Here is a 25,473-nt window from a genome sequence, read left to right on the forward strand (position 1 = left end):
GACCTTGTTCACCGCACAGTTCGACCTCTCGCAGCGCAACCCCTTCGTCGCCGGCCACGTCGTGCGCGGCCGGGCGCTGATGCCCGGCCTGGCCTACGTGGACCTGATCCTCCAGGTCTTCGCCAAGCACGGGCACCGCTTCACCGAGCTGGAGTTGCGCAACCTGACCCTGACCGCGCCGCTGGCGGTGCCCGACGGCGCGTCGGTACCGCTGACCGTCACCGCGCAGGAGGACCGGCCGGGCGTCTGGCGGGTCGAGGTGACCGCCCGGCCCGCCGGCAGCCCCGCCCCGGTGCTGCACGCCGCCGCCGAGGTGCACCGCGGCGCCCCCGCCGTCTTCGACGCCCGCACCGACCCGGCCGCCGAGCGGGCCGCGGCCCGCGAGGTCACCGACTTGGACGAGGTCTACCGCCACTGCCGCACCGAGGAGTTGACGCACAGCGGCGCGATGCGGGCGCTCGGCCGCGTCCACCACCTCCCGGCGGCCGTCCTCATCGACGTCGAGGTGCCGGCGGCCGCCAGGGCGGACGCCGGGGAGTTCCTGGCCCACCCCGCCCTGCTGGACGCCTGCGCCGTCGCCGGCGGCTACGCGCACTCCCGCGACCGGCAGGGCCAGCCGCTCCACCTCCCGCTGTGCTACGAGTCGTTCCGGATCAGCGCCCCGCTCACCGCGCGCTGCCAGGCCCGGATCACGGCCGACGCGGTGCGCCGCACGAACGACCTGCTGTCGCTGTCCCTGGAGTTCTTCGACGAGCACGGGCGGCAGGTGGCGGAGCTGCGCGGCTTCACGAGCAAGCCGGCCCACACCCCGCAGGCACCCGCCCCCGTCCCCGCCACGAGCACGGCCCCGGCCGCACCCGCGCCGGGCGGCGGAGCGCAACTCCTGCTGTGCGCGCTGCTCGCGGACGAACTGGCCACCGCGCCCACCGCCGTGGACACCCGGGCCGGCTTCTACGAGATGGGCCTGGACTCCGCCGCACTGCTGCGCGTGGTCGGCGCGCTCCAGCGGCGGCTGGCCCGCACGCTGCCGCCGACCCTGCTGTTCGAGCACACCACCGTCGAGGCGCTGGCCCGATGGCTGGAAACCTCCTTCCCGCAGGCGGAGTTCACGGTGCGTGCCACCGGCACCACCGGCACCGCCGGCACCGGCACCGGCACCGCCGCGGCGCCCGCCAGCAGCACCGCGGCCACCCCCCGACCCACGGCAGCCCCCGCAGCCCCCGCAGCCCCCGCAGCCCCCGCAGCCCCTGCCGCCCCGGCCGACTCCGCCGCTCCCTCCGCTCCCTCCGCTCCCTCCGCTCCTGGCGACACCGACCTCGCCGTCATCGGCATGTCCGGCCGCTACCCCGGGGCCGGCGACCTCGACGCGTTCTGGGACAACCTGCGCGGCGGCCGCGACTGCGTCACCCCGATCCCGCAGGACCGCTGGGACCCGACCGCCTACCGGGGCGGCCGGCCGGGCGAACTCGGCTACAGCTACTGCGAGCGCGGCGGGTTCATCGACGGCGCCGACCGCTTCGACCCGCTGTTCTTCGCCATCGCACCGCGCGAGGCCGTCGCCATCGACCCGTTGGAGCGGCTGTTCCTGGAACACTCCTGGTCCGCCCTGGAGGACGCCGGGTACACCCGCGCCGCGCTGCGCGGCAGCGTGGGCGTCTACGCCGGGGTGATGTTCCAGGACTACCCGCTGTTCGCCGCCGAGCACACCGGGCCCGACGGGCGCCGCGTGGGCCTGGGCGCGGGCGGCGCCTCGATCGCCAACCGGGTCTCCTACGTCTGCGACTTCCACGGCCCGTCCATGATGGTGGACACCTCCTGCTCCAGCTCGCTGACCACGCTGCACCTGGCGGCCCGCGCCCTGCGCGCCGGCGAGGTCGACGCGGCACTGGTCGGCGGGGTCAACCTCGCCCTGCACCCCAACAAGTACCTGGTGCTCAGCCAGGGCGAGTTCCTCTCCGCCCAGGGCCGCTGCGCCGCGTTCGGGGCCGGCGCCGACGGCATGGTCCCCGGCGAGGGCGTGGGCGTGCTCGTCCTCAAGCGGCTGCGGGACGCCGAACGCGACGGCGACCACATCCACGGGGTCATCAAGGGCACCGCGGTCAACCACGGCGGCAAGGCGAGCGGCTTCACCGTCCCCAACCCGCAGGCCCAGCACGACGTGATCGCCGCGGCCCTCCAGGACGCCGGCGTGGACCCGGCCACCGTCAGCTACGTCGAGGCCCACGGCACCGGCACCGAACTGGGCGACCCGATCGAGGTCGCGGGCCTCACCCGGGCGCTCGGCGCGCGCCCCGCCGACGCCCCGACCGTCGCCGTGGGCTCGGTGAAGTCCGGCATCGGGCACCTGGAGGCCGCGGCCGGCATCGCCGGCGTGACCAAGGTGCTGCTCCAGATGCGCCACGGCGAACTGGCCCCGACCCTGCACGCCGACGAGCCCAACCCCCGCATCGACTTCACCGCCACGCCGCTGACCGTCAACACCGCACTGCGGCCCTGGCAGCGCCCGGTGGTCAGCGGACAGGAGGTCCCGCGGCGGGCCGGCGTCTCCAGCTTCGGCGCCGGCGGCTCCAACGCCCACGTGGTGCTGGAGGAGTACCGCGACGTGCGGGACCGCTCCGCGGGCCTGACCGGGCCCGCCGTGGTGGTGCTCTCCGCCCGGGACGGCGACCGGCTGCGGGAATACGCCGCCAGGCTGCGGGACTTCGTCGCCGGCGCGCCGTCCGCGACCGGCGGCGCGCCCGCGCCCGACGGCACGCTCCGACGGCTGACCGCGCTCGCCGCGAAGGTCCGCGGCGTCGCCCCCGCGGACCTCGACCCCGACGCGGACCTCACCGCCGCGGGCTTCGAGGGCGTCGCCGGCGCCCGCCTGCTGCTGGGCATCGGCCGGGAGTTCGGGCTGTCCCTGCCGCCCACCGCCGTCCACGACCACCCGTCCCTGACGGCACTCGCCCGCCACCTGCACGCCGCCGAACGGGCCGTGGACGGACCCGGCGGGTCCGCGCCGGCCGCCGCACCGCGCGAGCTGCCGCCCCTGCACGCACTCGCCCACACCCTGCTGACCGGGCGCGAGGCCCTGGCCGAGCGGCTCGCGGTGGTCGCGGACGACCTGGGCGGACTCGCCGCCGCACTCGACGCGTTCCTCGCCGGCACGCCCTCGCCGAAGCTGTTCCACGGCAACACCACCGAGCAGCGCGCCGCCCGGGACCGCGAACTCGTCGGGGACCGGGCGGACGAGGTGATCCGGGCCGCGGTGCACGGTGGCGACCTCACCGAGCCGGCCCAACTGTGGGTCAGCGGCGTCCCGGTGAGCTGGGACCTGCTGCACCCGCGCCGCCCGGTCCGGACGCCGCTGCCCACCTACCCGTTCGCCCGCGAGCGCCACTGGATCACCGACGCGCTGACCGGCGGGCGCCCGGCCCCGGCCCCGACCGCCGCCGCGGCGCAGCCCGCCCCCGCCGGCCGGCCGCCGGTGCCCGCCGCGCCCTCGCTGCTCGCCGAGGTCGAGGAGGCGGTCGTCACCCGGCCGCGGGTCTACGAGGTCGAGTCGAGCCTGACGGACCTGGCCGCCTACCAGGACACGGTGGCCGAACTCAGCCACGTGTGCCGGGTCTCGCTGCTGAGCACCTTCCGCTCCATGGGGGCGCTGTGCGAGGCCGGCGAACGCACCACCCGGGACGGGCTGCGGGACCGGCTCGCGGTCGCCCCGCAACACGGGCGGCTCTTCGACGCGCTGCTCGGCCTGCTCGCCGAGGCCGGCTACGTGCGCCTGGACGGCGACGCGGTGATCACCGCCGAGGTGACCGAGCACGACCTCCAGGCCGAGGTCGACCAACTGGCCGCGCGCAAGCGCGCCCTGCTGGAACGGGCCCCCGACAACGACGGCCTGCTCGCCGTCCTCGACGCCTGCCTGCGGGCCTACCCGCAGGTGCTCACCGGCCGCAAGGACCCGCTCGACGTGCTCTTCCCGGGCGGCTCCTTCGACCTGATGGACCAGATCTACAAGAACCAGCAGCAGACCAACGCGCTGATGGTCCAGGTCGTCGACGCGTACGTGCGCGAGCGGCTGGCCCGCGACCCGCAGGCCCGGGTGACCCTGTTGGAGATCGGGGCGGGCACCGGCGGCACCAGCCGCGGGGTGCTGGCAGCCCTGGAACCGCACGCCGACCGGCTGCGCTACCTCTACACCGACCTGGGCAGCAGCTTCGTCCAGTACGGCGCCAAGGAGTACGGCGGCCACTCCTTCGTGGAGTTCCGGCAGTTGGACGTCGAGCGCTCGCCGCAGGAGCAGGGCTTCGCGGCCGGCGAGGTCGACGTGGTGATCGCCAGCAACGTGCTGCACGCGACCCGGGACATCGGCCGCACCCTGACGCACGCCAAGTCCCTGATGCGCCCCGGCGGCCTGCTCGCCCTCTTCGAGATCACCCGGCTGCACGAGCTGCTGACCATCGCCTTCGGCCTGTTGGAGGGCTGGTGGGCGTTCGAGGACGAGCGGCTGCCGGGCTCGCCGCTGCTGAGCGTGCCGATGTGGCGCCGGGCCACGGAGCGCGTCGGCTTCCGCGGGATGCGGGTGCTCTCCGGCATGCCGCTGCGCGAGGACCGGCTCTCGGAGAGCGTGCTGCTGGCCGAGAGCGACGGCGCGCCCGTCGACCTGACGCGCGCCGCCGCCCCCGCCGTGCCCGCCGTGACCCCGGCCCCGGCCCCCGCGCCGGCCGCGGTCCAGAAGCCGGCACCGGTGACGGCCCCGGCCCCGCGGCCCGCCCCGGCGCCCGCCGCACCCGTCGCCCAGGCACCCGCCCCGGCACCCGTCGAGACGCCCGCTGCGGCCCCGGCCCCCACCGGCGGCACCGTCGAGCAGAGCACCGGGGACGACATCGAGCGCCTGGTGCGCGAGGCGTGGCAGGAGGTCCTGGGCGTCGCCCAGGTCGGGCCGGAGGACTCCTTCCAGGCCCTCGGCGGCGACTCGATCATGGCGTCCCGCATCAAGGCCCGGCTCAATGACGGCCTCCCCTTCGAACTGGAACTGCGCGACCTGATGACGGCCGACACGGTCCTCGCGATGGCCCGGCTGGTGGAGACCGAGGTCATCGAGAAGATCGACGAACTGCCCGAGGAGACCGTGCGGGCCATGTTCGCCCACTGACCCGGCCGCGCCGAGAAGAGGAATCCCATGTCACTGGACGATGTGCTGGCCGCCCGCCGGGCCCGGCTCTCGCCGTCGAAGCTCGCCCTGCTGGCCAAGCTGAAGGGCTCGGCCCAGGGCGGCACCCGCACGGCCATCCCGCGGCGCACCCAGCAGGGGCGCCTGCCGCTCTCCTTCCACCAGCAACGCATGTGGTCGCTGGACCAGTTGGTGCCCGACAGCCCCGCCTACAACGTGCCGCTCGCCTTCCGGCTGAACGGCCCGCTCCGCCCGGAGCTGCTGGCCCGCGCCGTCAACGAGGTCGTGCGCCGCCACGAGGTGCTGCGCACCACCTTCCCCAGCGAGGCCGGCGAGCCGTGGCAGGAGATCGCCCCGAGCCTGACCCTGCCGCTGCCCGTGGTCGACCTGACCGGCCTGCCCCCGCAGGAGCGCGAGCCGGAGTTCCGGCGCCTGGCCCGGGAGGAGGCGGAACGCGCCTTCGACCTGAAGGAGGGGCCGCTGCTGCGGGTGACCCTCTACCGGCTGGCCGACGACGCCCACGAGTTCCTGCTGAACACCCACCACATCGTCACCGACGGCTGGTCGATCAACAACTTCGTACGCGAGATGCTGCTGCTCAACTCCGCGTACGAGGCCGGCCGGCCCTCCCCGCTGCCCGAACTCCCGCTCCAGTACGCCGACTACACGCTGTGGGAGCGCGAGCGGATGAGCGGCCGGGCCCTCCAGGAGCGCCTGGCGTACTGGCGCGGCCGGCTCGGCGACCGTCCGCCCGGCTCCGAACTGCCGCTGGACCACCCCCGGCCGCCCGTCCAGACCTTCCGCGGCGGCAGCACCCGCTTCGACCTGGAGCCGGAGCTCGCCGACGCGCTGCGCGAGGTGAGCCGCACCCACCACAGCACCCTGTTCGTCACCCTGGTGTCCGCGCTGAAGGTCCTGATGCACCGGTGGACCGGCGAGGACACCGTGGCCATCGGCACCCCGATCGCCAATCGGCACCACAAGGAGATCGAGGGGCTCATCGGCTTCTTCGTCAACACCCTGGTGCTCGACACCGACCTGTCCGGCAACCCGACGATGGCGGAGGTCCTGGACCGCGTCGGCGAGGTCGCCAAGGGCGCCTACGCCCACCAGGAGGTGCCCTTCGAGATCCTCGTGAACGAGTTCCGCCCGGAACAGGGCATGAGCATGAACCCGCTGTTCCAGGTGTGCTTCGCGCTCCAGACCGCGCCCGCGGACGAGGCCGGCGCGGACTCGATCCTCGGACCGGTGCAGGAGATCCGCAACGGCACCAGCAAGTTCGACCTGTGGATCTCCCTCGCCGAGCGGGAGGGACTGCTCACCGGCTCGGTCGAGTACAACGCCGACATCTTCGAGCCCGCCACCATCGCCCGGTTCATCGACGCCTACCTCGTCCTGCTGCGCAGCGTCGCCGAGGCCCCCGAGCGCCGCATCGGCGACCTGCGGGTGCTCTCCGACGCCGAGCGGCACAAGGTCCTCGTCGAGTGGAACCGCACCGCCCGCGACTTCGGCGAACCGGGCCGGCGCACCCTGCACGACCTCGTCGCCGACCGGGCGGCGCAGTCCGCACCGGGCGAACTCGCGGTGCGCTTCGAGGGCACCGGCCTGACCTTCACGGAACTGGACCGGCGGGCCAACCAGGTCGCCCACCTGCTGCGGGACCTGGGCGTCGGCCCCGGCCAGCCGGTCGCGGTGTGCATGGAACGCTCCCTGGAACTGGTGGTCGCCCTGCTCGGCGTCCTCAAGGCCGGCGGCGCCTACGTCCCCGTCGACCCCGGCTACCCCGCCGAGCGGCTCGCGTTCATGCTCTCCGACGCGGCCCCGGAGATCCTGCTCACCCAGGAACGGCTGTGCGCCGCACTGCCGGCGCACACCGCCCGCACGGTGTGCCTGGACGCGACCTGGCAGACGCTGGACGGGCACCGCACCGAACCGCCGGAGCCGCTCGCCGGACCGGACGACCTCGCCTACCTGATCTACACCTCCGGCTCCACGGGCAAGCCCAAGGCCGCCCGGATCAGCCACCGGGCGATCGTCAACCGCCTGCTGTGGATGCAGGAGGAGTACGGGCTCACCGCCGAGGACCGGGTCCTGCAGAAGACGCCGTTCAGCTTCGACGTCTCGGTGTGGGAGTTCTTCTGGCCGCTGATCACCGGCGCCCGTATGGTGCTCGCCCGGCCCGGCGGCCACAAGGACCCCGGCTACCTCGCCGGCCTCATCCGGGACGAGCGCATCACCACGCTCCACTTCGTGCCCTCCATGCTCCAGGTCTTCCTGGAGGAGCCGGACGTCGAGGCGGCCACCGGCTCGGTCGTCCGGGTCTTCGCCAGCGGGGAGGCCCTGCCGTACGCGACCCAGGAGCGGTTCTACGCACGGCTGGCCACCGCCCGGCTGCACAACCTCTACGGCCCCACCGAGGCCGCCGTGGACGTCACCCACTGGGCCTGCCCGCCCACCGGCGGCCCCCGCGTCGTCCCCATCGGCCGACCGGTCGCCAACACCCGCATCCACATCCTGGACCGCTACCTCAACCCCGTACCGGCCGGTGCCCCCGGCGAGCTGTACATCGGCGGCGTCCAGGTGGCCCAGGGCTACCACAACCGGCCCGAGATGACCCGGGAGCGGTTCGTCCCCGACCCGTTCGACGCGACCCCCGGCGGGCGGCTCTACAAGACCGGTGACCTCGCCCGCTACCTCGCGGACGGCACCATCGAGTACCGCGGCCGCACCGACTTCCAGGTCAAGGTCCGCGGCTTCCGCATCGAACCCGGCGAGATCGAGACCGCCCTGTGCGCACACCCCGACGTCCGCGAGGCGGCGGTGCTCGCCCGCGGCACCGGGCCGGACGGCGACGACGGCGCCGAGGAGCACAAGCGGCTGATCGCCTACGTCGTGCCCCAGCCGGGCGCCGACGCGGACGCCGACGGCGAGGAGCAGGTGGCCGAGTGGGAGAGCGTCTTCAGCCGCACCTACGCCGAGGAACCCGGCACCGACGACGGCGACTTCAACATCGTCGGCTGGAACTCCAGCTACACCGGCGAGCCGCTGCCCGCGCACGAGATGCGGGTGTGGGTGGAGACCACCGTCGACCGCATCCGCGCGCTCGACCCCGACCGCGTCCTGGAGATCGGCTGCGGCACCGGCCTGCTGCTGTCCCGGATCGCCCCGCACTGCACGTACTACCTCGGCACCGACATCTCCCAACAGGGCCTGGACTTCGTCCGCGAACGGATCGTCGGACCGCTCACCGGGACCGCCCGGGTGGAACTTCAGAAGCGGGACGCCGATGACTTCGAAGGGCTGGCGGAGGGCGCCTTCGACGTCGTAGTGATCAACTCGGTCGCCCAGTACTTCCCCGACGTGAACTACCTCAGGTCGGTCATCGAGCGGGCCGTGGCACGCCTGCGCCCCGGCGGCACCCTCTTCCTCGGCGACCTGCGCAGCCTGCCGCTGCTGGAGACCTTCCACACCGAAGTGGAGGCGCAGCGCGCACCCGATGCGCTGCCGCTGGCCCAACTGCGCCACCGGGTGGCCGAACGCCTCGCCCAGGAGCAGGAGTTGGCCGTCGACCCGGAGCTGTTCGAGGTGCTCCGGGACGAACTGCCGCGCCTGGCCGCGGTCGAGGTGATGATGAAGCGGGGCGACCACGCCAACGAGCTGACCCGCTACCGCTACGACGTGGCCCTGCACGTGGGCGAGGAGCCCCCGGCGGCCCTCGCGCCACGGCGGCTCGCCTGGGGCACCGCCAGCGCACCGGAGGCCGTCCGGCGCCTCCTCGCCGACGACGCGCCCGAGGCCCTGCTCATCGAGGACGTGCCCAACCCCCGCCTCCACGAGGCCAACGGGGCACGGGCCGCACTCGCCACCCTGCCGCCCGCCGCCACCGCCGCGGAGCTGCGCCAGCACACGGCCCCGGGCGCCCCGGACGCGGCCGACCCCGAGCAGTGGTGGGGCCTGGCCGCCGACGCGGGCTACCGCGCCGAGGTCCGCTGGAGCCGCGGACGCACCGACGGCAGCTACGACGTGCTGCTGCACCGCGGCGCCCCCGGCGCCCCGACCGGCGACGACCGCGGCCGACCCCGGCCCCTGCACACCTACGCCAACCACCCGGCGCTGCACCGGCTCAGCCGCCGCCTCACGGCCCAGATGCACACCTTCCTACGGGACCGGCTCCCGGAGTTCATGGTGCCCTCGGCGGTCGTGGCGCTGCCCGCGATGCCCACCGACGCCAACGGCAAGCTCGACCGCCGGTCGCTGCCGCTGCCGGTGCTGTCCGCCGCCGGCACCGCCGGCGACCACGTCGCCCCCCGCACGCCCGAGGAGGCGGCCCTGGCCGAGGTGTGGGCGGAGGTGCTGGGCGGCCAGGAAGCCGGCGTCCACACCAACTTCTTCCAGGCGGGCGGCGATTCGATCCTGAGCATCCGGCTGGTGAACAAGGCCAACCAGCGCGGCTTCGCCTTCACCGCCCAGGACGTCTTCACCTACAAGACGGTCGCCGAACTGGCCCGGGTGGCCGGCGAACGCGGCACCGGGGCGACCGGGGCAGCCGCCCCGGACACCACCCCGGACGCCGAGGCGCTGCGCCGGGCCCGCGAGACCTTCCCCGACGCGGTGGACGCCTACCCGCTCAGCAGCACCCAGGACACCGTCCTGCACCGGTTGCTGCACACCCGCGAGCCCGGCGCCAACGTCGTCCACCAGCGGTGGCGGATCACCGGCGCGGGCTTCGACCCGGACGCCTTCGCCCGCGCCTGGCAGCACACCGTGGACCGCTTCCCGGTGCTGCGCACCTCGTTCCTGTGGGAGGGCCTGGACGAGCCGCTCCAGGTCGTCCACCCCGAGGTGGTGCTCGACGTGCACCGCGCCGACTTCCGCGACCTGAAGCCCGCCGAACAGGACCGCAGGCTCCAGGCGTACGTCGCCGCCCGCCGCCGCCGGGGCTTCGACCCGGCGCGGACCCCGCAGACCCACGTGGCGCTGTTCCGCACCGGCGAGGACACCTACGAGTACCTGTACATGTTCAACCTCGCCCTCCAGGACGGCTGGAGCTACCCCCTCATCATGGCGGTGCTGTTCGACGCCTACGAGGCGCTGGCCGACGGGCGGGAACCGGCGACCGTGCCACCGGACACCGTCTACCGCGACTTCTGCGTCGCCCAGCACCGGCGCGACGCGGGGGTCGCCGAGGAGTTCTGGCGCGCCGAACTCGCCGGACTCGCGCTGCCCGCCCCGGCCCTGGTCGCCCCCCGCGCCGCGCGCACCCCCGCGCCCGAGGCGCCCGAGGAACCCGACCTGCTGCACGACGGGCTGCTGGTGCCGGACGCGACCACCGCCGCCCTGGCCGCCCTCGCCAAGGAGTACGAACTCACCCCGTTCACCTTCCTCCAGGCCGCGTGGGCGCTGTCGCTGTACGCCGAGTCGGGCGCCCCGGACGTCGTCTTCGGCGCGGTCTTCTCCGGCCGCGGCAGCTCCCTGGTCGACGTCGACCGCGGGGTGGGCCAGTTCTTCAACATCCTCCCGGTCCGGGTGCACGTCGACCCGGACGCCAAGGTGCGGGAGTGGCTGAACGCGCTCCAGGACAAGGTCGGCGAGATCGCCCGGCACGAGCACGTCCCGGTCCGCCGCCTGTACGAGTGGGCGGGCAGAGCACGCGAGGAGTTCCTCTTCGACAGCTACCTCGTCAACGAGACCTTCCCCGAACTCCCCTCGCTCTTCGGCCGGTTCGGCGACGAACTGGGCGCCGAGCCGGTGGAGTTCATCAACCAGACCGAGCACCCCCTGCGCATCGAAGCGATCTTCATGGACTCCCACCTCGTGCTGAACCTCAACTCCTACTCCGGCGACGCCCCGCCCGGCCGGGGCCGGGCCCGCCTCGACGCCTTCGCCCGGCTCCTGGCGGACCTGGTCGCCGACCCCGACCGCACCCTCGGCGCCCTGCTCGCCGACGCCGGCCGCCGTGCGGAGGTCGCGCGATGACCTCGACCACCGCCACCCCCCTGTCGACGGGCGCCCGCCGCAAGCTGGTGCTGGCGCTCGCCCTCCCGGTGATCGCCGAGAACCTCCTCGAAGCCCTGATGCAGGTCGTCGACTCCTACCTGGTCTCCGGCCTCGGCGACGAGGCGCTGGCGGGCGTCGGCGGCGCGTTACAGGTGCTGTTCTTCCTGCTCGCCGTGCTCGGTTCGCTCTCGATCGGCGTCTCGGTGCTGGTGTCGCAGGTCTTCGGCGCCGGGGACCTGCCCGGCGTCGCCCGCCTCGCCCGCCAGGCACTGCTGCTCACCGCGGTGCTCTCGGTGCCGGTCGCGATCCTCGGCTACCTGCTCGCCGGGCCCGTCATCGGGCTCTTCGGCATGGACGCCGGGGTCGCGCGGATCGCCACCGAGTACCTGAAGGTGACCATGGCCACCATCGTGGTCCTGGTCGGCCTCTACACCGCCGGCGGCGTGCTCCGCGGCATCGGCGACACCCGCAGCCCGATGCTGATCACGGCGCTGGCCAACGTGTTGAACGTGGTGCTGGCCTACGCCCTGATCCACGGCTCGTTCGGCCTGCCGGCACTCGGCGCCGTCGGCAGCGCCTGGGGCACCTTCATCGCCCGGGCCATCGCCCTGGCCCTGATGCTGGCCCTGCTCGTCAAGGGCCGCAACGGGGTGTCGATCGGCGGTCGCGGCTGGCGGCTGGGCGGCGACACCAGCGCCCGCATCTGGAAGATCAGCGCGCCCGCGGTGATCGAGCAGGTGCTGACGTCCGGCGCCTTCCTGTTCCTGGCGGCGGTCATCGCCCACCTCGGCACGGCGTCCCTGGCGGCGCACCGGGTCGTGCAGAACGCCATGTCGATCTTCTTCCTCACCGGTATCGGCTTCTCCACCGCGGCCATGGTGCTGGTCGGACAGAGCGTGGGCGCGCAGCGGATCCACGACGGCGTGGCCGCCCTGCGCATCGCCACCCGCTGGGCGGTGGGCGCACTGGTCGTCCAGGCCGTGGTGGTGCTGGTCTTCGCGCCGCAGATCATGGGGCTGTTCGCCGACGACCCGACGGTCACCGGCCCGGGCGCCGACGCCCTGCGGATGCTCGCGCTCGCCCAACCGTTCTGGGCGGTGCTCTTCGTCCAGTCCGCCGGCGTCCGCGGCACCGGCAACACCCGCTGGCCCCTGGTGGTCACCGGCACCGGCATGGTCGTGATGGTCCTGCTGTCCTACCTGGCGATGCGGGCCGGCGGCGGCCTCGGCCTGACCTGGAGCACCGGGCTGGTCGTCGTCCCCGTCGTCGGCGCCCTCCACTGGTGGCGCTTCCGGCGCACCGTGGCCGACCACCCCGCACCACCCGCCGGCGCGACCGGCCCGCACCCCGACACCCAGGAGGTTTCCCCATGACCGACGGGGTCAGCACCGTCTTCATGTTTTCCGGACAGGGCTCGCAGTACTACCAGATGGGCCGCGACCTCTACGAGGGCGAGCCGGTCTTCGCCGCGGCCATGCGGCGGATGGACGAGGTGGTCCGCGACGAACTGGGCACCTCGGTACTCGACACCCTCTACGACGACGACCGCTCCAAGGCCCAGCCGTTCCTGGACACGGCCGTCACCCACCCGGCCATCGTCATGGTCGAACTCGCCCTGGCCGAGATGCTGATGGCCGAGGGCATCCAGCCGGACCTGCTGCTCGGCGCGAGCCTGGGCGAGTTCGTCACCGGCGTGCTCTCCGGGGCGCTGGCCGAGGAGGACTGCCTGCGGATGCTCATCCGCCAGGCCCGCGCCCTGGACGACTGCCCGCGCGGCGGGATGCTCGCCGTCCTGGGCCCGCTCGCCCTCTACGACACCCTGCCCGAACTGCGCGACCACACCGACCTGGCCGCCCGCAACTACGACCAGCACTTCGTCGTCGCCGGCGCCGAAGCGGCCCTGCTCGGCGCCGAGGCCCGGCTGCGCGCCGACGGCGTCCCGTACCAGCGGGTGCCGGTCGAACAGGGCTTCCACTCCCGGCTGATGGACCCCGCCCACGCCGCCTGCGCGGCCACCATGGAGCACGTGCGCATCGGCCGGCCGGCGCTCCCGCTGGTCTCCTGCGCCACCGGCGGGCCGCTGACGGAACTGAGCGCGGCGCACTTCTGGCGGGTCGCCCGCGAACCCATCGAGTTCCAGCGCGCGGTCACCGGCCTGGAGGGCCAGGGCTCCTACCGCTACCTGGACCTGGGCCCCTCCGGCACGCTGCACAACTTCGTCCGCAACAATCTCGCACCCGGCTCGGCGTCGGTCTCCCTGCCCCTGCTCAGCCCCTTCGGCAGGAACGCGGCGCTGCTGGCCGCCGTGCGCCAGGAGATCACCGCACGCCGGCCGCGGCGCACCGAGGCGAAAGGCAAGGGTATGAAGGTCTACGGCTTCCCCGGGCAGGGCTCGCAGGTCAAGGGCATGGGCAAGGGGCTCTTCGAGGAGTTCCCCGACTACACCGCCACGGCCGACGCGGTGCTCGGCTACTCCATCGAGCGGCTGTGCGTCGAGGACCCCGACAAGGAGCTCAGCCTGACGCAGTTCACCCAGCCCGCGCTCTACACGGTCGGGGTGCTGTCCTACCTCAAGCGCCTCAAGGAGGACCCCGAGCCGCCGTCGTACGTCATCGGGCACAGCCTCGGCGAGTACGTCGCGCTGTTCGCCGCCGGCGTCTTCGACTTCGAGACCGGGCTGCGGCTCGTCCGGCACCGGGCCCAGCTGACCGCACGGTCCGAGGGCGGCGGCATGGCCGCCGTCGTCGGCTGCGACCAGGCGAAGGTCGAGGAGACCCTGCGCCGGCCGGAACTCGCCGGACTCACCATCGCGAATTACAACTCCCCGGAACAGTTCGTGCTCACCGGGGCGCGCGACAAAATCGATGTGGCGCGGGCCTTCTTCGAAGCCGACGGCGCCTTCTACACCCGGCTTCGGGTGAGCGGCGCGTTCCACTCGGAATTCATGCGACCGGCCTCCGAGGAATTCGCGGCATTCCTCGCGCAGTTCGAACTGAAAGCGCCGAGCATTCCGGTCGTCTCCAATGCGGACGCCCGCTGCTATCCGAACGAACCGGACCGCATTGCCGATACCCTCACCCGCCAGATATGGAGCGGCGTGCAGTGGATCGACACCGTGCGCTACCTCATGGGCCAGCAGCAGGACTTCACCTTCGAGGAGGTGGGTCCCGGGACCGTCCTGACGAAACTCGTCAAGAAGATCCGGGACCGGGCGACCCCGCTGCGCATCGAGGAGCCCCGACCCGCCGCGGCCGTCCCGGCCCCGCAACCGCAGGCCGCCCCGGCCCCGCTGCCGACGCCCGCACCGCACCCCGAACCCGTCGCCCGGCCCCGCCCGGAACGGGTCGCCGCCCCCCACCCGGAACCCGCGGTCGCCGCCCCCGCGCCCCGGGCCACCACCGCCCTCGACGCCGAAGCGCTGGGCGCCGAGGGCTTCCGCCGCCGCTACGGCCTGCGCCACGCCTACCTCGCGGGCGGCATGTACCGCGGCGTCTCCGGCGCGGACCTCCTGATCAGGCTGGGCAAGGCCGGTGGACTGGGCTTCTTCGGCACCGGCGGACTGCCCCTCGCCGACGTCGAGGACGGGCTGCGCACGGTCATCGCCGCCCTCGGCGACGACGCTCCCTTCGGGGCGAACCTGCTCCACCAGCACGCCGACCCCGAACGGGAGGCGGCGCTGGTCGACCTGTTCCTGCGGCTCGGCGTGCGCACCGTGGAGGCGTCCGGCTTCCTCCAGATCACCCCGGCCCTGGTGAAGTACCGCTTCAAGGGCGGCCGGGTCCTGGCGAAGGCGTCCCGCGCCGACACCGCCCGCGCCTTCCTCTCCCCGCCGCCGCGCGCCGTGGTGGACCGGCTGCTGGAACGCCGGGAGATCACCGAGGCCGAGATCGCCCGCTACGGCGACCTGCCGGTCGCCGACGACCTGTGTGTGGAGGCGGACGGCTGGCATCAGGCGACCGGCGACCTGACCACCCTGCTGCCGACCGTCCTGCGGCTGCGCGACGAACTGGCCACCGCCGGCCCCCGGGTCCACGTGGGCGCGGCCGGCGGCATCGGCACCCCGGAGGCCGCCGCCTCGGCGTTCCTGCTGGGCGCGGAGTTCCTGCTCACCGGCTCCGTCAACCAGTGCACCGTGCAGGCCGCCACCAGCGAGGCCGTCAAGCAGATGCTCCAGGACGCCGAGGTCCACGACGTGGACGCCGCCCCGTGGGGCGAGGAGTTCGAGCTCGGCGGGCGGGTCCGCACCCTCAAGCGCGGGGTGTTCCAGCCCGCCCGCGCCGCCAAGCTCCACGAACTGTGGCGCCGGCACGCCGCGTTCGAGGAGGTGGACGCCGCCACCCGCGACCAGGTGGAGCACAAGTACCTGCGCCGCCCGTTCGCCGAGGTCTGGGCCGAACTCGCCGCGGACCACGGTGCCACCGCCGCGCCCGTGCAGCACACCGGCAAGCAGCGGATGGCGCGGGTCTTCCGCTGGTACCTGGACCGCTGCCTGGACTTCGCGGCCCAGGGCGACCCCGACCGCCGCGTCGACTACGCCGTGTACTGCGGGCCCGCCCTGGGGGCGTTCAACGCCTGGGTGCGCGGCACCGACCTGGAGGACTGGCGCGGCCGCCACGTGGACGTGGTCGCCGACCGGCTCATGACGTCCGCCGCCCAACTCCTGCGGGACCGCTTCGCCACCCTGGTGGGCCAGGGCGACTGACACCGGTACGACGACGGCCCGCCGGACCCCCGAAGGGTCCGGCGGGCCGCCGGGCGCGGGCCGCCGTGCCGGTGCTCAGCGGGCGGTGAGCGCCGCCCACACCGGCTTGTCGGGCCGCAGGTTCCCGGTCTGCTGGTAGGAGACCGACTCCTCCAGCGACTCGATGCGGAACTTCCGCAGCACCGCCTCCAGCAGCACGGTGGCGGCCAGCAGCGCGAAGTGCTCGCCGATGCAGACGTGCGGACCGCCCCCGAACGGCAGGTAGGCGTAGCGGGGCCGGTCGTGCTCGCCGACGAAGCGGTGCGGGTCGAACCGCTCCGGCTCGGGCCAGAACTCCGGGTGGCGGTGGGTCACCCAGGGCGAGAGGAACACCGCGGTCCCCGCCGGCACCCGGTACCCGCCGAGCACGATGTCGGCGGTGGCCAGGTGCTCGGTCATGTAGACCGGCGGGTAGAGCCGCATCGACTCCAGCAGGCTCGCCCGCGCCAGCGACTCGCGCTGCTGCGCGAACTCCGCCGGCGTGCCGCCCCCGCGGGTGTACTCCAGCGCCTCGTCGGCCACCGCCTGCTGCACCTCGGCGTGGCGCCCCAGCAGGTGCAGCGCGAAGGTCAGCGCGGTCGCGGTGGTCTCGTGGCCGGCCATCATCATCAGCAGCGTCTGGTCCCGGATCTCGGCGTCCGAGAGCCCCGCGCCGGTCTCCGGGTCCCGCGCGGTGCGCAGCCGGGTGACGATGTCGTCCCGCTCGGCCCCGCCGGCCTCCGCGTCGCTGCGCGCCAGGATCCGGTCGATCAGGGCGTACAGCTGGGCCTTGGTGCGCAGGAACGCGCGGTTGCGCGGCGTCGGCAGGGCCAGCGGCGGCTTCAGGAGCTGGGTGGTCCGGCCGATGATCAGCTCGTTGGTGAGCGGGATCAGCTTGTGCAGCTCCGGCGCGGTGTAGTCGATGTCGCCGCTGAACAGCGCCCGGCCCACCACCCGCAGCGAGTAGCGCAGCATCAGCCGGTGCAGGTCCACGCGGTCGGCGGTGGTCCCGGCCGGTACGTCCTCGGCGACGATCCGGGCCGCCTCGGCCGCCATCAGGTCGGTGTACTGCGCGACCCGCTTGGGCGTGAACAGCGGTTGGAGCGTGCGGCGCTGGCGGCGCCACTCCGCGCCGTCGGTGGTCATCAGGTTGCGCCCGATCATGTCGTCCAGCACCTGGGTGCTGGACGGGCCGCGGCCGATGGTCCGCTCGGTCTCGGTGAGGACCTGCCGGGCCGCGTCGGGGTGGTACGCCGCCACGACGACCTTCCCCAGCGGGCCCTTGCGGGGACCGAAGGGGAAGGCGACCAGGTCACCGTGGTCGCGGTGGGCGCGCGCCAGCACCGCGATGGGGTCGCGCAGGAACTCGGGGGCGACGCCCGCGACGCCGCTGCCCTGCGGGCCGGGGACGTCGGCGAACGCCGCGATCTGCTCAGTGGTGGTCATCGGTTCTCCGTCCGTTCGTCCGCGCCGGCCGGCTCAACGGCGGGTGAAGGTGGTGCGGACATCGCGGTCCGGACGGATGCTGTTGAGGACCTTCATCGAGATCTGCTCGTCGTGCGAGGTGATCTGGTACTTGCGCAGCAGCGCCTCCATCAGGATGGAGGAGGCCAGCAGCGCGAAGTGCTCGCCGATGCACACCCGCGGACCGCCGCCGAACGGGAAGTACGCGTAGCGCGGGCGGTCGGCCTGCTTCCCGACGAAGCGGTCCGGGTCGAACCGCTCGGGGTCCGGCCAGAACTCCGGGTGGCGGTGCGTCACCCACGGCACCAGGAAGACCGAGGTGCCCTTCGGGACGTGGTAGCCGTTCAGCTCCAGGTCCTCGTTGGCCACCCGCTCGGTCATGTGCACCGAAGGGAACAGTCGCAGGCCCTCGTTGAGCGCCGCCCGGCCCAGCGTGTCGCGGTTCTGCGCGTACTCGGCCCCGGTGCCGCCCGCCGCGTGGTGCGCGTCGATCTCCGCGGCGATCGCCTTCTGGACGTCGCCGTGCCGCCCGATCTGGTGCAGGCCGAACGTCAGCCCCATGGCGGTGGTCTCGTGACCGGCCATGAACAGCAGCAGCGCCTCGTTGCGGACCTCCTGCTCGGTCAGCGGCTCGTCGCTCTCGGGGTCCCGCGCCTCGCGCAGCCGGGAGACGATGTTGTCCTCGGACGACGCGGCGTCGCCGCTGCCGCTGCGCTCGATGACCCGCTGGATGAGGTCGTACAGGGAGTCCCGGGTGCGCACGAACATGCGGTTCGTCGGCGACGGGAACTTCAGCGGGAGCTTGGGGATCTGGGTGGTCCGGGCCATGATCCCGCGGTTGGCGTCGGGGATCAGCGCGTGCAGTTCGGCCTCCGCGTCGTCGAGGTCGCCGCCGAACAGCGCCCGGCCCACGACCCGCAGCGAGTAGCGCATCATCGCCTGGTGCAGGTCGATCTCGGTGCCCTCGAACTGCTCGTGCTCGGCGATGATGCGCTCCGCCTCGGCGGCCATCAGCTCGGTGTACCGCGCGACGCGCTTGGGCGTGAACAGCGGCTGGAGGATGTGCCGACGGCGGCGCCAGTACGGGCCCTCGGTCGTCATCAGCCCGCGGCCGACCAGCTCGTAGGTGGCACGGAAGCCGTCGGTGTCCCGGCCGAAGGTCCGCTCGGTGTCCATCAGCAACTGGTGGACCAGGTCGGGGTGGTAGACGGCGAGGATGGTCTTGCCCAGCGGCCCCTTGCGGGGGCCGAAGCGGTAGGCGACCAGATCGCCGTGCTCCTGGAAACCCCTCGTCAGGAAACCGAGGGGATCGGCGTTGAAATCCGGGAGCAGCCCCGCCAGGGCGTGCCCTTTCGGTCCAGGGATGTCATGGAACGGACGTAGTTGAGCCGTGGTGGACATGCTTTCCTCTCCCCGTGCCCGACGCGCTAGGCGAGGCGACCGCCTTCGTGACGGTGGCTCCTCGGCAGTCGGAACCGCAGCGATCGACAGCCAAAATTCGCGGAACGAACTTGCCGGGTCCGGTTAAAAGGTCGCTTTCCGTCCGGCAGTTGACTCAGATGTGCTGCAAAGATCCTATACATCGCGACGAGTTGACGGAAGGGCGATGCGGAATGCCGACGGCGGTTCACCGGATGGTTCACGAAATCCCTGGCGTATCTTCCGGTCCGCCGCTTAAGGTGACCGCCATGCGCGCTGTGCAGATCAAGAATTTCGGCGGACCGGAAGTTCTGGAGCTCGCCGAAGTGGCCGACCCGTTACCGGCGCCGGGCGAAGTGCTCGTCGAGGTCTCGCTGGCCGGGGTCAACTACCGCGACACGCACCTCTCCGAGGTCGGCGCCCTGCCCGGCGACCTCCTGCCGCTGATCCCCGGCATGGAGGTCGTGGGCCGCACCCCCGACGGCACGCGCGTCGCCGCGGTCGTGCCGCGCGGCGGATACGCCGAACGCGTCGCCGTCCCCGCCCAGTTGGCCGTCCCCGTCCCCGACGCCGTCGACGACTTCTCCGCCCTCGCCCTCCTGGTGCAGGGCACCACGGCCTGGCTGCTGCTGCACGAGAGCGCCCGGATGCGCGCGGGGGACTCCGTCCTGGTGCACGCCGCCGCCGGGGGAGTGGGCAGCCTGGCCGTCCAACTGGCCCGGACCGCCGGCGCCGGACGGGTGATCGCCGCCGCCGGCTCGCCCGAGAAGCGCGCCCTCGCCCTGGACCTGGGGGCCGACGAGGCCATCGACTCCCACGACCCCGACCTGGCGGCCGCCGCGCGCCGCGCCAACGGCGGCCGGGGCCTGGACGTCGTCCTGGAGATGACCGGCGGCCCGGTGACCGCGCAGAGCCTCGCCGCCCTCGCCCCGCTGGGCCGGCTGGTCTTCTACGGCATGGCGTCGCGGACCGCCCCCGCCCCCGTCGAGCTGCCCGCCCTGATGGAGACCTCCACCACGGTCTGCGGGCTGATGCTCGAACACGCCATGACCCGCCCCGGACTCCTGGAACGCGCCATGGACGCGCTGTTCGAGCAGGTGGCGGACGGCCGGCTGCGGGTGGTGTGCGGTGCGGTCCGCGGCCTGTCCGAGGTCCGCGGCCTGCACGAGGACCTCGCCGCCCGCCGCACGGTCGGCAAGCTAGCCCTGGACCCCGGCCGGTGACCGCCACCCCCGTCACCGGACCCGGCCGGGCCGTCGGTGCCGCTGGCGCCCGCGGTGCCGCTGACGTCACCGACGCCGGCATCGCCCGGGTCCGGCCGGGCGAGTGCCACGTCTGGTTCGCCGAGGCCAGCGCCGACCTCGGCCTGCTGAGCCTGCTGGACGCCACCGAACGCGAGCGCTACCGCCAGTTCCTGCGCGAGCAGCCGCGCGCCCTGTACCTGACGGCGCACGCCCTGGCCCGCAAGGTCATCGCGGCCCAATACGGCGTGCGGCCGGCCGCGTTGCGGTTCGCCGCCGTCTGCAAGCACTGCACCGGCGCGCACGGCAAACCCCGCCTGGTCGACCCGCCGTTCCCGTTGGAACTCTCCCTCTCGCACTCCGACGAGCGGGTCGCCGTCGCCCTCACCCTCGGCGCCGACGTCGGCGTGGACCTCGAACGCGTCGACCACCACCGCGAGGACCTGCCCCGCACCGTGCTGTCCGCCGCCGAACGGCGCACCCTTCAGTCCGTCCCCGAGGGGGCCCGGGACGCCGCTTTCATCCGCTACTGGTGCCGCAAGGAAGCCGTCCTCAAGGCCACCGGCGACGGACTGCTGGTCAACCCGGCGGCACTGACCGTGAGCCCGCCCGACGCCCCGGCGCAGCTGCTCGCCTGGGACGACCGCACCGGACCGGCGCGCCCGGTCCACCTGACGGACCTCGACCCCGGCCCGGGATACCGCGCCGCGGTGGCCGTCCTCGACCACGCCCCGCGCGTCGTGGCACACCGCATGGACGACGTGCTGGGCCCGCCGGCCTGACCCGGCGCACCCCGACCACCCACCGCCCGCGCCCGTCCCACCCGACCGGCCCGCGCGGCCCGACCAAGGAGGCAAGCCCGTGTACCGGGTCATCCAGTGGTACTCCGGAACCATCGCCAAGAAGCAGATCAAGCTGCTGGCCGAGCACCCCGACTACGAACTCGTCGCGGTGGTCACCCAGTCGCCGGAGAAGGACGGCGTGGACGCCGGCGAGATCGCCGGCATCGGCCCCATCGGGGTGCGCGCCACCACCGACGTGGCGGCGGCCCTGGCCCTGGACGCCGACTGCGTCCTGCTCAACCCGCCCTTCTGGGACGGCGACCTGGCCGCCCGCATCCTGCGCTCCGGCAAGAACCTCATCACCCCCAGCGGCGGCTTCGACCTGCGCGGCACGCCCTTCCACGCGGAGCTCTCCGCGGCCTGCGCCGAGGGCGGCACCACCCTCACCGGCGGCGGCAACATGCCCGGCCTGCTCAACGACGTCATGCCGCTGGTCCTCTCCGGCTACACCACCAACGTCCGCCGGGTGTGGACCCGGGAGCGCAACTTCCACCGCGACTACGCCGCCGCGGACGTCCTGCAACTCCTCGGCTTCGGCGCCCCCTTGGAGGAATGCGGCCCGGACAGCCAGCGCGCCCAGATGCTCGGCATGGCCTTCCACTGGTACGAGGGCCAGGCCGCGCACCTGGTCACCGACGCCCTCGGCCTGAAGCTGGACGAGCTGCGCACCACCGCGTGGGAGATCCTGCCCGCGCCCCACGAGATCCACCTGCCCGCCAGCGGCCTGACGATCCCCAAGGGCACCGCCGCCGGCATGCGCTACGAGTTCACCGGGTTCGTCGCCGGCGAGCCCTGGCACACCACCGTCGTGGAGCACGTCGCCGAACTGGGCCTGGGCGAGGGCTGGCAGCAGTCCGCGGACGACCCGGAGTTCAGCATCCGGATCGACGGCGACCCGGACCTGCGGGTGGACTTCGCCCACCTCGGCGTGGACGGGCTGATCCAGCTCAACGCCGCCCGGATCGTCAACCTCATCGCCCCGGTGTGCGCGGCCGAACCCGGCTGCCGCACGATCCTGGAACTCCCCTTCGTCACCGCCAACGCCGCCGTGGTCCCCACCGCGGCCGACTGACCGGCCGCCGTGCCGACGGGGTGCGGCGGGACCCGCCCGCCGCACCCCGCTCAGTCGCCACTCACTCCCAACTCCCGTGCCAGCACCGCCGCCTGGAGCCGACTGCGCAGTTCCAACTTGGCCAGCAGCCGGCTGACGTGGGTCTTCACGGTGGCCTCCGCCATCGCCAACCGCACCGCGACGTCCGCGTTCGACAACCCCTCGCCCAGACAACCCAGCACCTCCCGCTCCCGCGGGGTGAGCGCCTCCAGCACCGCCGGGTCCGCGGCCGGCCGGGCGCCCGCGGCCCGGCCGGCCGCCCCGGGCCGGGCGAACTCGGCGATCAGCCGCCGGGTCACCGCCGGCGCGATCACCCCCTCGCCGGCCGCCACCGTGCGCACCGCCGTCAGCAGCGTCGCCGCGTCGCTGTCCTTGAGCAGGAAGCCCGCGGCGCCCGCGCGCAGCGCGCCGAACACGTAGGCGTCCAGGTCGAAGGTGGTCAGCACCAGGACGTCGGCCAGCTGCTCGGCGGTGATCCGGCCGGTGGCCGCGACCCCGTCCAACCGGGGCATCTGGACGTCCATGAGCACCACGTCGGGCCGCAGGGCGTGCGCCAGCCGGACCGCCTCCTCGCCGTCCACCGCCTCCCCGACGACCTCGATGTCGGGCGCGGACCCCAGGATCAGGACCAGCCCGGCCCGTACGGCGGACTGGTCCTCGGCGACCAGGACCCGGATCGGCTGCGCCGCGGCGCCTGTCATCGTCGTCCTTCCTCTCCGGCGGCGGGCAGCGCGGCCCGCACCAGCCAGATGGTTCCGTCCGGCCCGTCCGTCGGGCCGGCGTCGAACTCCCCGCCCAGCAGGGCGATCCGCTCCCGCATGCCGACCAGTCCGGCCCCGGACCCGGGGACGCGGGGGCCCGGCCGGTCGGCGTGCGGACTGCGGACGGTGACGGTGAGCGGCCCGGCGGGGCCGTCGTGGGCGATCCGCACCCGGACCTCGCCGGGCGCGGCGTGCTTGAGCGCGTTGGTCAGCGACTCCTGGACGATCCGGTATGCGGCCAGCTCCACCGGCGCCGGCACGGGCGCGTCCCCCGGTCCGGCCGGCCGCCGCGCGTCGTCCAGGACGAACGTCAGGCCGCTGGTGGCGCCGTTGGCCCGGGCCTGGTCGACCAGGGCCTGGAGGCCGCCGAGGGTGGGTGTGGCGGCCGGTTCCGCACCGTCGGTCCGCGCGTCCCGCAACAGCCCGATGAGCCGGCGCATCTCGGCCAGCCCCTGGACGCTGTTCTCGCGGATCACGCCGAGCGCGGTCCGGGTCGCGTCCGGGTCGTCGAGGGTCTGGGCGGCGGTGGCGTGGATGGCGATCGCGGACAGGTGGTTGGCGACCAGGTCGTGCAGTTCCCGGGCCATCCGGGCGCGTTCGCCGGCCACCGCCTGGGTGCGGTCCATCTCGGCCAGCAGCGCGGTCTGTTCGGCCCGCAGCCGGGCGGCGTCGGCGGCGTCCCGGTGGTTGCGGAGCATCAGCCCGGTCCAGGCCGGCACCACGGTGACCAGCGCGATCCCGATGGCGAGCAGCACCACCTGCGGATTCGGCCAGAGCGCCGCCGTGACGAGGGTGGCCACCACCGTCAGCAGCTCCGTGCCCCGCGGGATCCACCGGGTGGCGCCCGGCGGCCCGTACAGCACCGCGGCGTAGACCACGTCGGTGAACATCAGGACGGTGGCGACCAGGGTGCCGGTGGTGACGTCCAGCGCCAGCGCCGGCACCGCCAGGGCCAGCGCGGCCATCGGGGCGACCCGGCGCAGGAGTTCGGCCCCCGCCATCGTGCCGAGCGCGAGCAGCGTCACCGAGGAGGGCAGTCCGAAGAGCGGCGGTCCGCCGTGCAGGTGCAGCAGCCACAGCAGCACCCCGGTGGCCAGCCCGCCGCCCGCGAGCAGCACGTCGTGGTGGTGCGGCCGGCGGGACGCGGCGGGGGCTCGGGCGATCACCCCTCCATCCAACACGGCCCCGGCGCCGTCCACCGCCACCGGGCGGACGGCCTCGGCCACGGCGACTACATCGAAAGGTGCAGCACCGGATCGTCGCCGCCGACGACGTCGCGGCCCCCGACGGCTGGGAGTCTGAGGAGGACCGCCCCGCCCGGTGGGAGCCCCGGGACCGCCCGGGGCGCGGAGCGGCGGGAAAGGAGGGGCGCCGTGGTCGTCACACTGATCATCGCCTGCGAAGTGGGCTTCTGGGTGCTGCTCGTCGTCGGCCTGGCACTGCGCTACCTGGCGCGGATGCCGAGGACCGGGGCGGCCGTGCTGCTGCTGGAGCCGCTGCTGGAACTGGCGCTGCTGATCGTCACGGCGATCGACCTGAAGAACGGGGCCGCCGCGGACTGGAAGCACGGCCTGGCCGCCGTCTACATCGGCTACACCGTCGCCTACGGGCACACCACCCTCACCTGGGCCGACCGGCTCGTCGCGCACCGCTTCGCCGGCGGCCCGCCGCCGGTCAAGCGGTACGGCATGGACCGCTTCCGGCACGAGGCCGGGCTGTGGCTGCGCACCGTGCTGATGGCCGCGGTGGCGGCCGCCCTGCTCCAGTGCGCCGTCTGGTACGTCGGCGGCGACGGGGACGTCACCTCGCTGCGGGAGTGGCAGGGCACGACCGTGCGCCTCGTGGTGATCCACGGCGTGATCGCGCTGACGTACCTCATCTGGCAGAAGAAGGCCCCCGAGGACCGGGCCGCGCCGCGGGAGGCGCCGACCCGGCCCCGGCAGAAGACCCTGGGCTAGGGCAGGTCGGGACGGCGGGTCAACGCTCCCCGCCCGGCACCCACAGCACGTCCCCGACCTCCTTGTTCGCCGTCCGCGCGAGGATGAACAGGAGGTCGGAGAGGCGGTTGAGGTAGGTGGCGGTCAGCGGGTTCATGGTGTCGCCGTGCTCCTCCATGGCCGCCCAGGTGGCGCGCTCGGCCCGCCGGACGACCGTGCACGCCTGGTGGAGCAGGGCCGCCCCGGGGGTGCCGCCCGGCAGGATGAAGCTGCGGAGCTTCTCCAACTCCGCCAGGAAGCGGTCGCAGTCCGCCTCCAGCTTGTCGACGTAGGACTGCTCGACGCGCAGCGGCGGGAACTCGGGGTCCTCGACGACCGGGGTCGACAGGTCGGCACCGACGTCGAAGAGGTCGTTCTGCACCCGCAGCAGCACCGCGGCGACCTCTTCCGGCAGCGCACCGAGCGCCAGCGCCACGCCGATCGCCGCGTTGGCCTCGTTGGCGTCCGCGTACGCCGCGATCCGGGAGTCGGTCTTGGCGGTCCGGCTCATGTCGCCGAGCGCGGTGGTGCCCTTGTCTCCGGTACGGGTGTAGATGCGGGTCAGATTCACCATACGGCTGAGCCTACGCCGCGCTCCGGCGGAAGGCCCGGGCGCACGGGACCGCCGCCGGCGCCGCGGCCCGACCGCCCGCGGCCGGTCCGTCCACGCTCCGGACGCGCGGGACGGGGCGCCGGGCGGGCGACCCCCAACTACGCCGTGCGGCCGCCCGCCTGACGGTCCCCCGGGCACCGTGCGGGGCCCACGGTGTGATGTCCGTCATTC

Annotated in this window: 13 protein-coding genes; 8 read left to right on the forward strand and 5 right to left on the reverse strand. The window is 73.9% G+C overall.

Annotated features, from left to right (window positions below; translation table 11 throughout):
* Positions 1-4: 4 nt before the first annotated feature.
* The 4 genes from ACJ6WD_RS31060 to fabD are packed head-to-tail and all read left to right on the forward strand — an operon-like array spanning position 5 to position 15,857.
* On the forward strand, positions 5-5,140 hold the full coding sequence (locus tag ACJ6WD_RS31060; protein ID WP_407616995.1) for a beta-ketoacyl synthase N-terminal-like domain-containing protein: 5,136 nt from the start codon (positions 5-7) through the stop codon (positions 5,138-5,140).
* 27 nt (positions 5,141-5,167) lie between these two features.
* Complete coding sequence (locus tag ACJ6WD_RS31065; protein ID WP_407616996.1) at positions 5,168-11,134, forward strand: amino acid adenylation domain-containing protein; 5,967 nt, start codon at positions 5,168-5,170, stop codon at positions 11,132-11,134.
* Positions 11,131-12,528: an MATE family efflux transporter gene (locus ACJ6WD_RS31070; RefSeq protein ID WP_376437279.1), complete on the forward strand. Its 1,398-nt coding sequence runs from the start codon at positions 11,131-11,133 to the stop codon at positions 12,526-12,528. Before ACJ6WD_RS31065 ends, ACJ6WD_RS31070 begins: the two co-directional genes overlap by 4 nt.
* Complete coding sequence (gene fabD / locus ACJ6WD_RS31075) at positions 12,525-15,857, forward strand: ACP S-malonyltransferase (protein WP_331249213.1); 3,333 nt, start codon at positions 12,525-12,527, stop codon at positions 15,855-15,857. Before ACJ6WD_RS31070 ends, fabD begins: the two co-directional genes overlap by 4 nt.
* Before the next feature lie 75 nt (positions 15,858-15,932).
* On the opposite strand, the gene ACJ6WD_RS31080 is transcribed toward fabD, so the two are convergent.
* Together ACJ6WD_RS31080 and ACJ6WD_RS31085 are read right to left on the reverse strand one after the other, a co-directional pair.
* The gene (locus ACJ6WD_RS31080) at positions 15,933-17,321 is read right to left on the reverse strand and encodes a cytochrome P450 (RefSeq protein ID WP_407616997.1); all 1,389 of its coding nucleotides are present in this window, start codon (positions 17,319-17,321) and stop codon (positions 15,933-15,935) included.
* Between the two features lie 33 nt (positions 17,322-17,354).
* The gene (locus ACJ6WD_RS31085) at positions 17,355-18,740 is read right to left on the reverse strand and encodes a cytochrome P450 (protein ID WP_016571572.1); all 1,386 of its coding nucleotides are present in this window, start codon (positions 18,738-18,740) and stop codon (positions 17,355-17,357) included.
* 287 nt (positions 18,741-19,027) lie between these two features.
* On the opposite strand from ACJ6WD_RS31085, the gene ACJ6WD_RS31090 reads away from it, so the two are divergent.
* From ACJ6WD_RS31090 to ACJ6WD_RS31100, 3 genes are all read left to right on the forward strand, one after another.
* On the forward strand, positions 19,028-19,981 hold the full coding sequence (locus ACJ6WD_RS31090) for a zinc-binding dehydrogenase (protein WP_037636812.1): 954 nt from the start codon (positions 19,028-19,030) through the stop codon (positions 19,979-19,981).
* The gene (locus tag ACJ6WD_RS31095) at positions 19,978-20,781 is read left to right on the forward strand and encodes a 4'-phosphopantetheinyl transferase superfamily protein (RefSeq protein ID WP_233661263.1); all 804 of its coding nucleotides are present in this window, start codon (positions 19,978-19,980) and stop codon (positions 20,779-20,781) included. Before ACJ6WD_RS31090 ends, ACJ6WD_RS31095 begins: the two co-directional genes overlap by 4 nt.
* 79 nt (positions 20,782-20,860) lie before the next feature.
* Positions 20,861-21,913: a dihydrodipicolinate reductase gene (locus ACJ6WD_RS31100; RefSeq protein WP_051661795.1), complete on the forward strand. Its 1,053-nt coding sequence runs from the start codon at positions 20,861-20,863 to the stop codon at positions 21,911-21,913.
* A 50-nt stretch (positions 21,914-21,963) separates the two neighbouring features.
* On the opposite strand, the gene ACJ6WD_RS31105 is transcribed toward ACJ6WD_RS31100, so the two are convergent.
* Positions 21,964-22,653, reverse strand: a complete 690-nt coding sequence (locus ACJ6WD_RS31105; RefSeq protein ID WP_233661262.1) for a response regulator transcription factor — start codon at positions 22,651-22,653, stop codon at positions 21,964-21,966.
* On the reverse strand, positions 22,650-23,879 hold the full coding sequence (locus tag ACJ6WD_RS31110; RefSeq protein WP_407617005.1) for a sensor histidine kinase: 1,230 nt from the start codon (positions 23,877-23,879) through the stop codon (positions 22,650-22,652). Before ACJ6WD_RS31110 ends, ACJ6WD_RS31105 begins: the two co-directional genes overlap by 4 nt.
* 207 nt (positions 23,880-24,086) lie before the next feature.
* Between ACJ6WD_RS31110 and ACJ6WD_RS31115 the strand changes: the two genes are divergently transcribed.
* The gene (locus tag ACJ6WD_RS31115) at positions 24,087-24,671 is read left to right on the forward strand and encodes a hypothetical protein (protein WP_407616998.1); all 585 of its coding nucleotides are present in this window, start codon (positions 24,087-24,089) and stop codon (positions 24,669-24,671) included.
* A 19-nt stretch (positions 24,672-24,690) separates the two neighbouring features.
* On the opposite strand, the gene ACJ6WD_RS31120 is transcribed toward ACJ6WD_RS31115, so the two are convergent.
* A complete protein-coding gene (locus ACJ6WD_RS31120; RefSeq protein ID WP_233661260.1) occupies positions 24,691-25,263 on the reverse strand; it encodes a cob(I)yrinic acid a,c-diamide adenosyltransferase in 573 nt (190 codons plus the stop codon).
* Between the last annotated feature and the right edge of the window lie 210 nt (positions 25,264-25,473).

It is taken from the genome of Streptomyces sp. VTCC 41912 (assembly GCF_045799175.1).
Taxonomy (GTDB): Bacteria; Actinomycetota; Actinomycetes; order Streptomycetales; family Streptomycetaceae; genus Streptomyces; species Streptomyces albulus_C.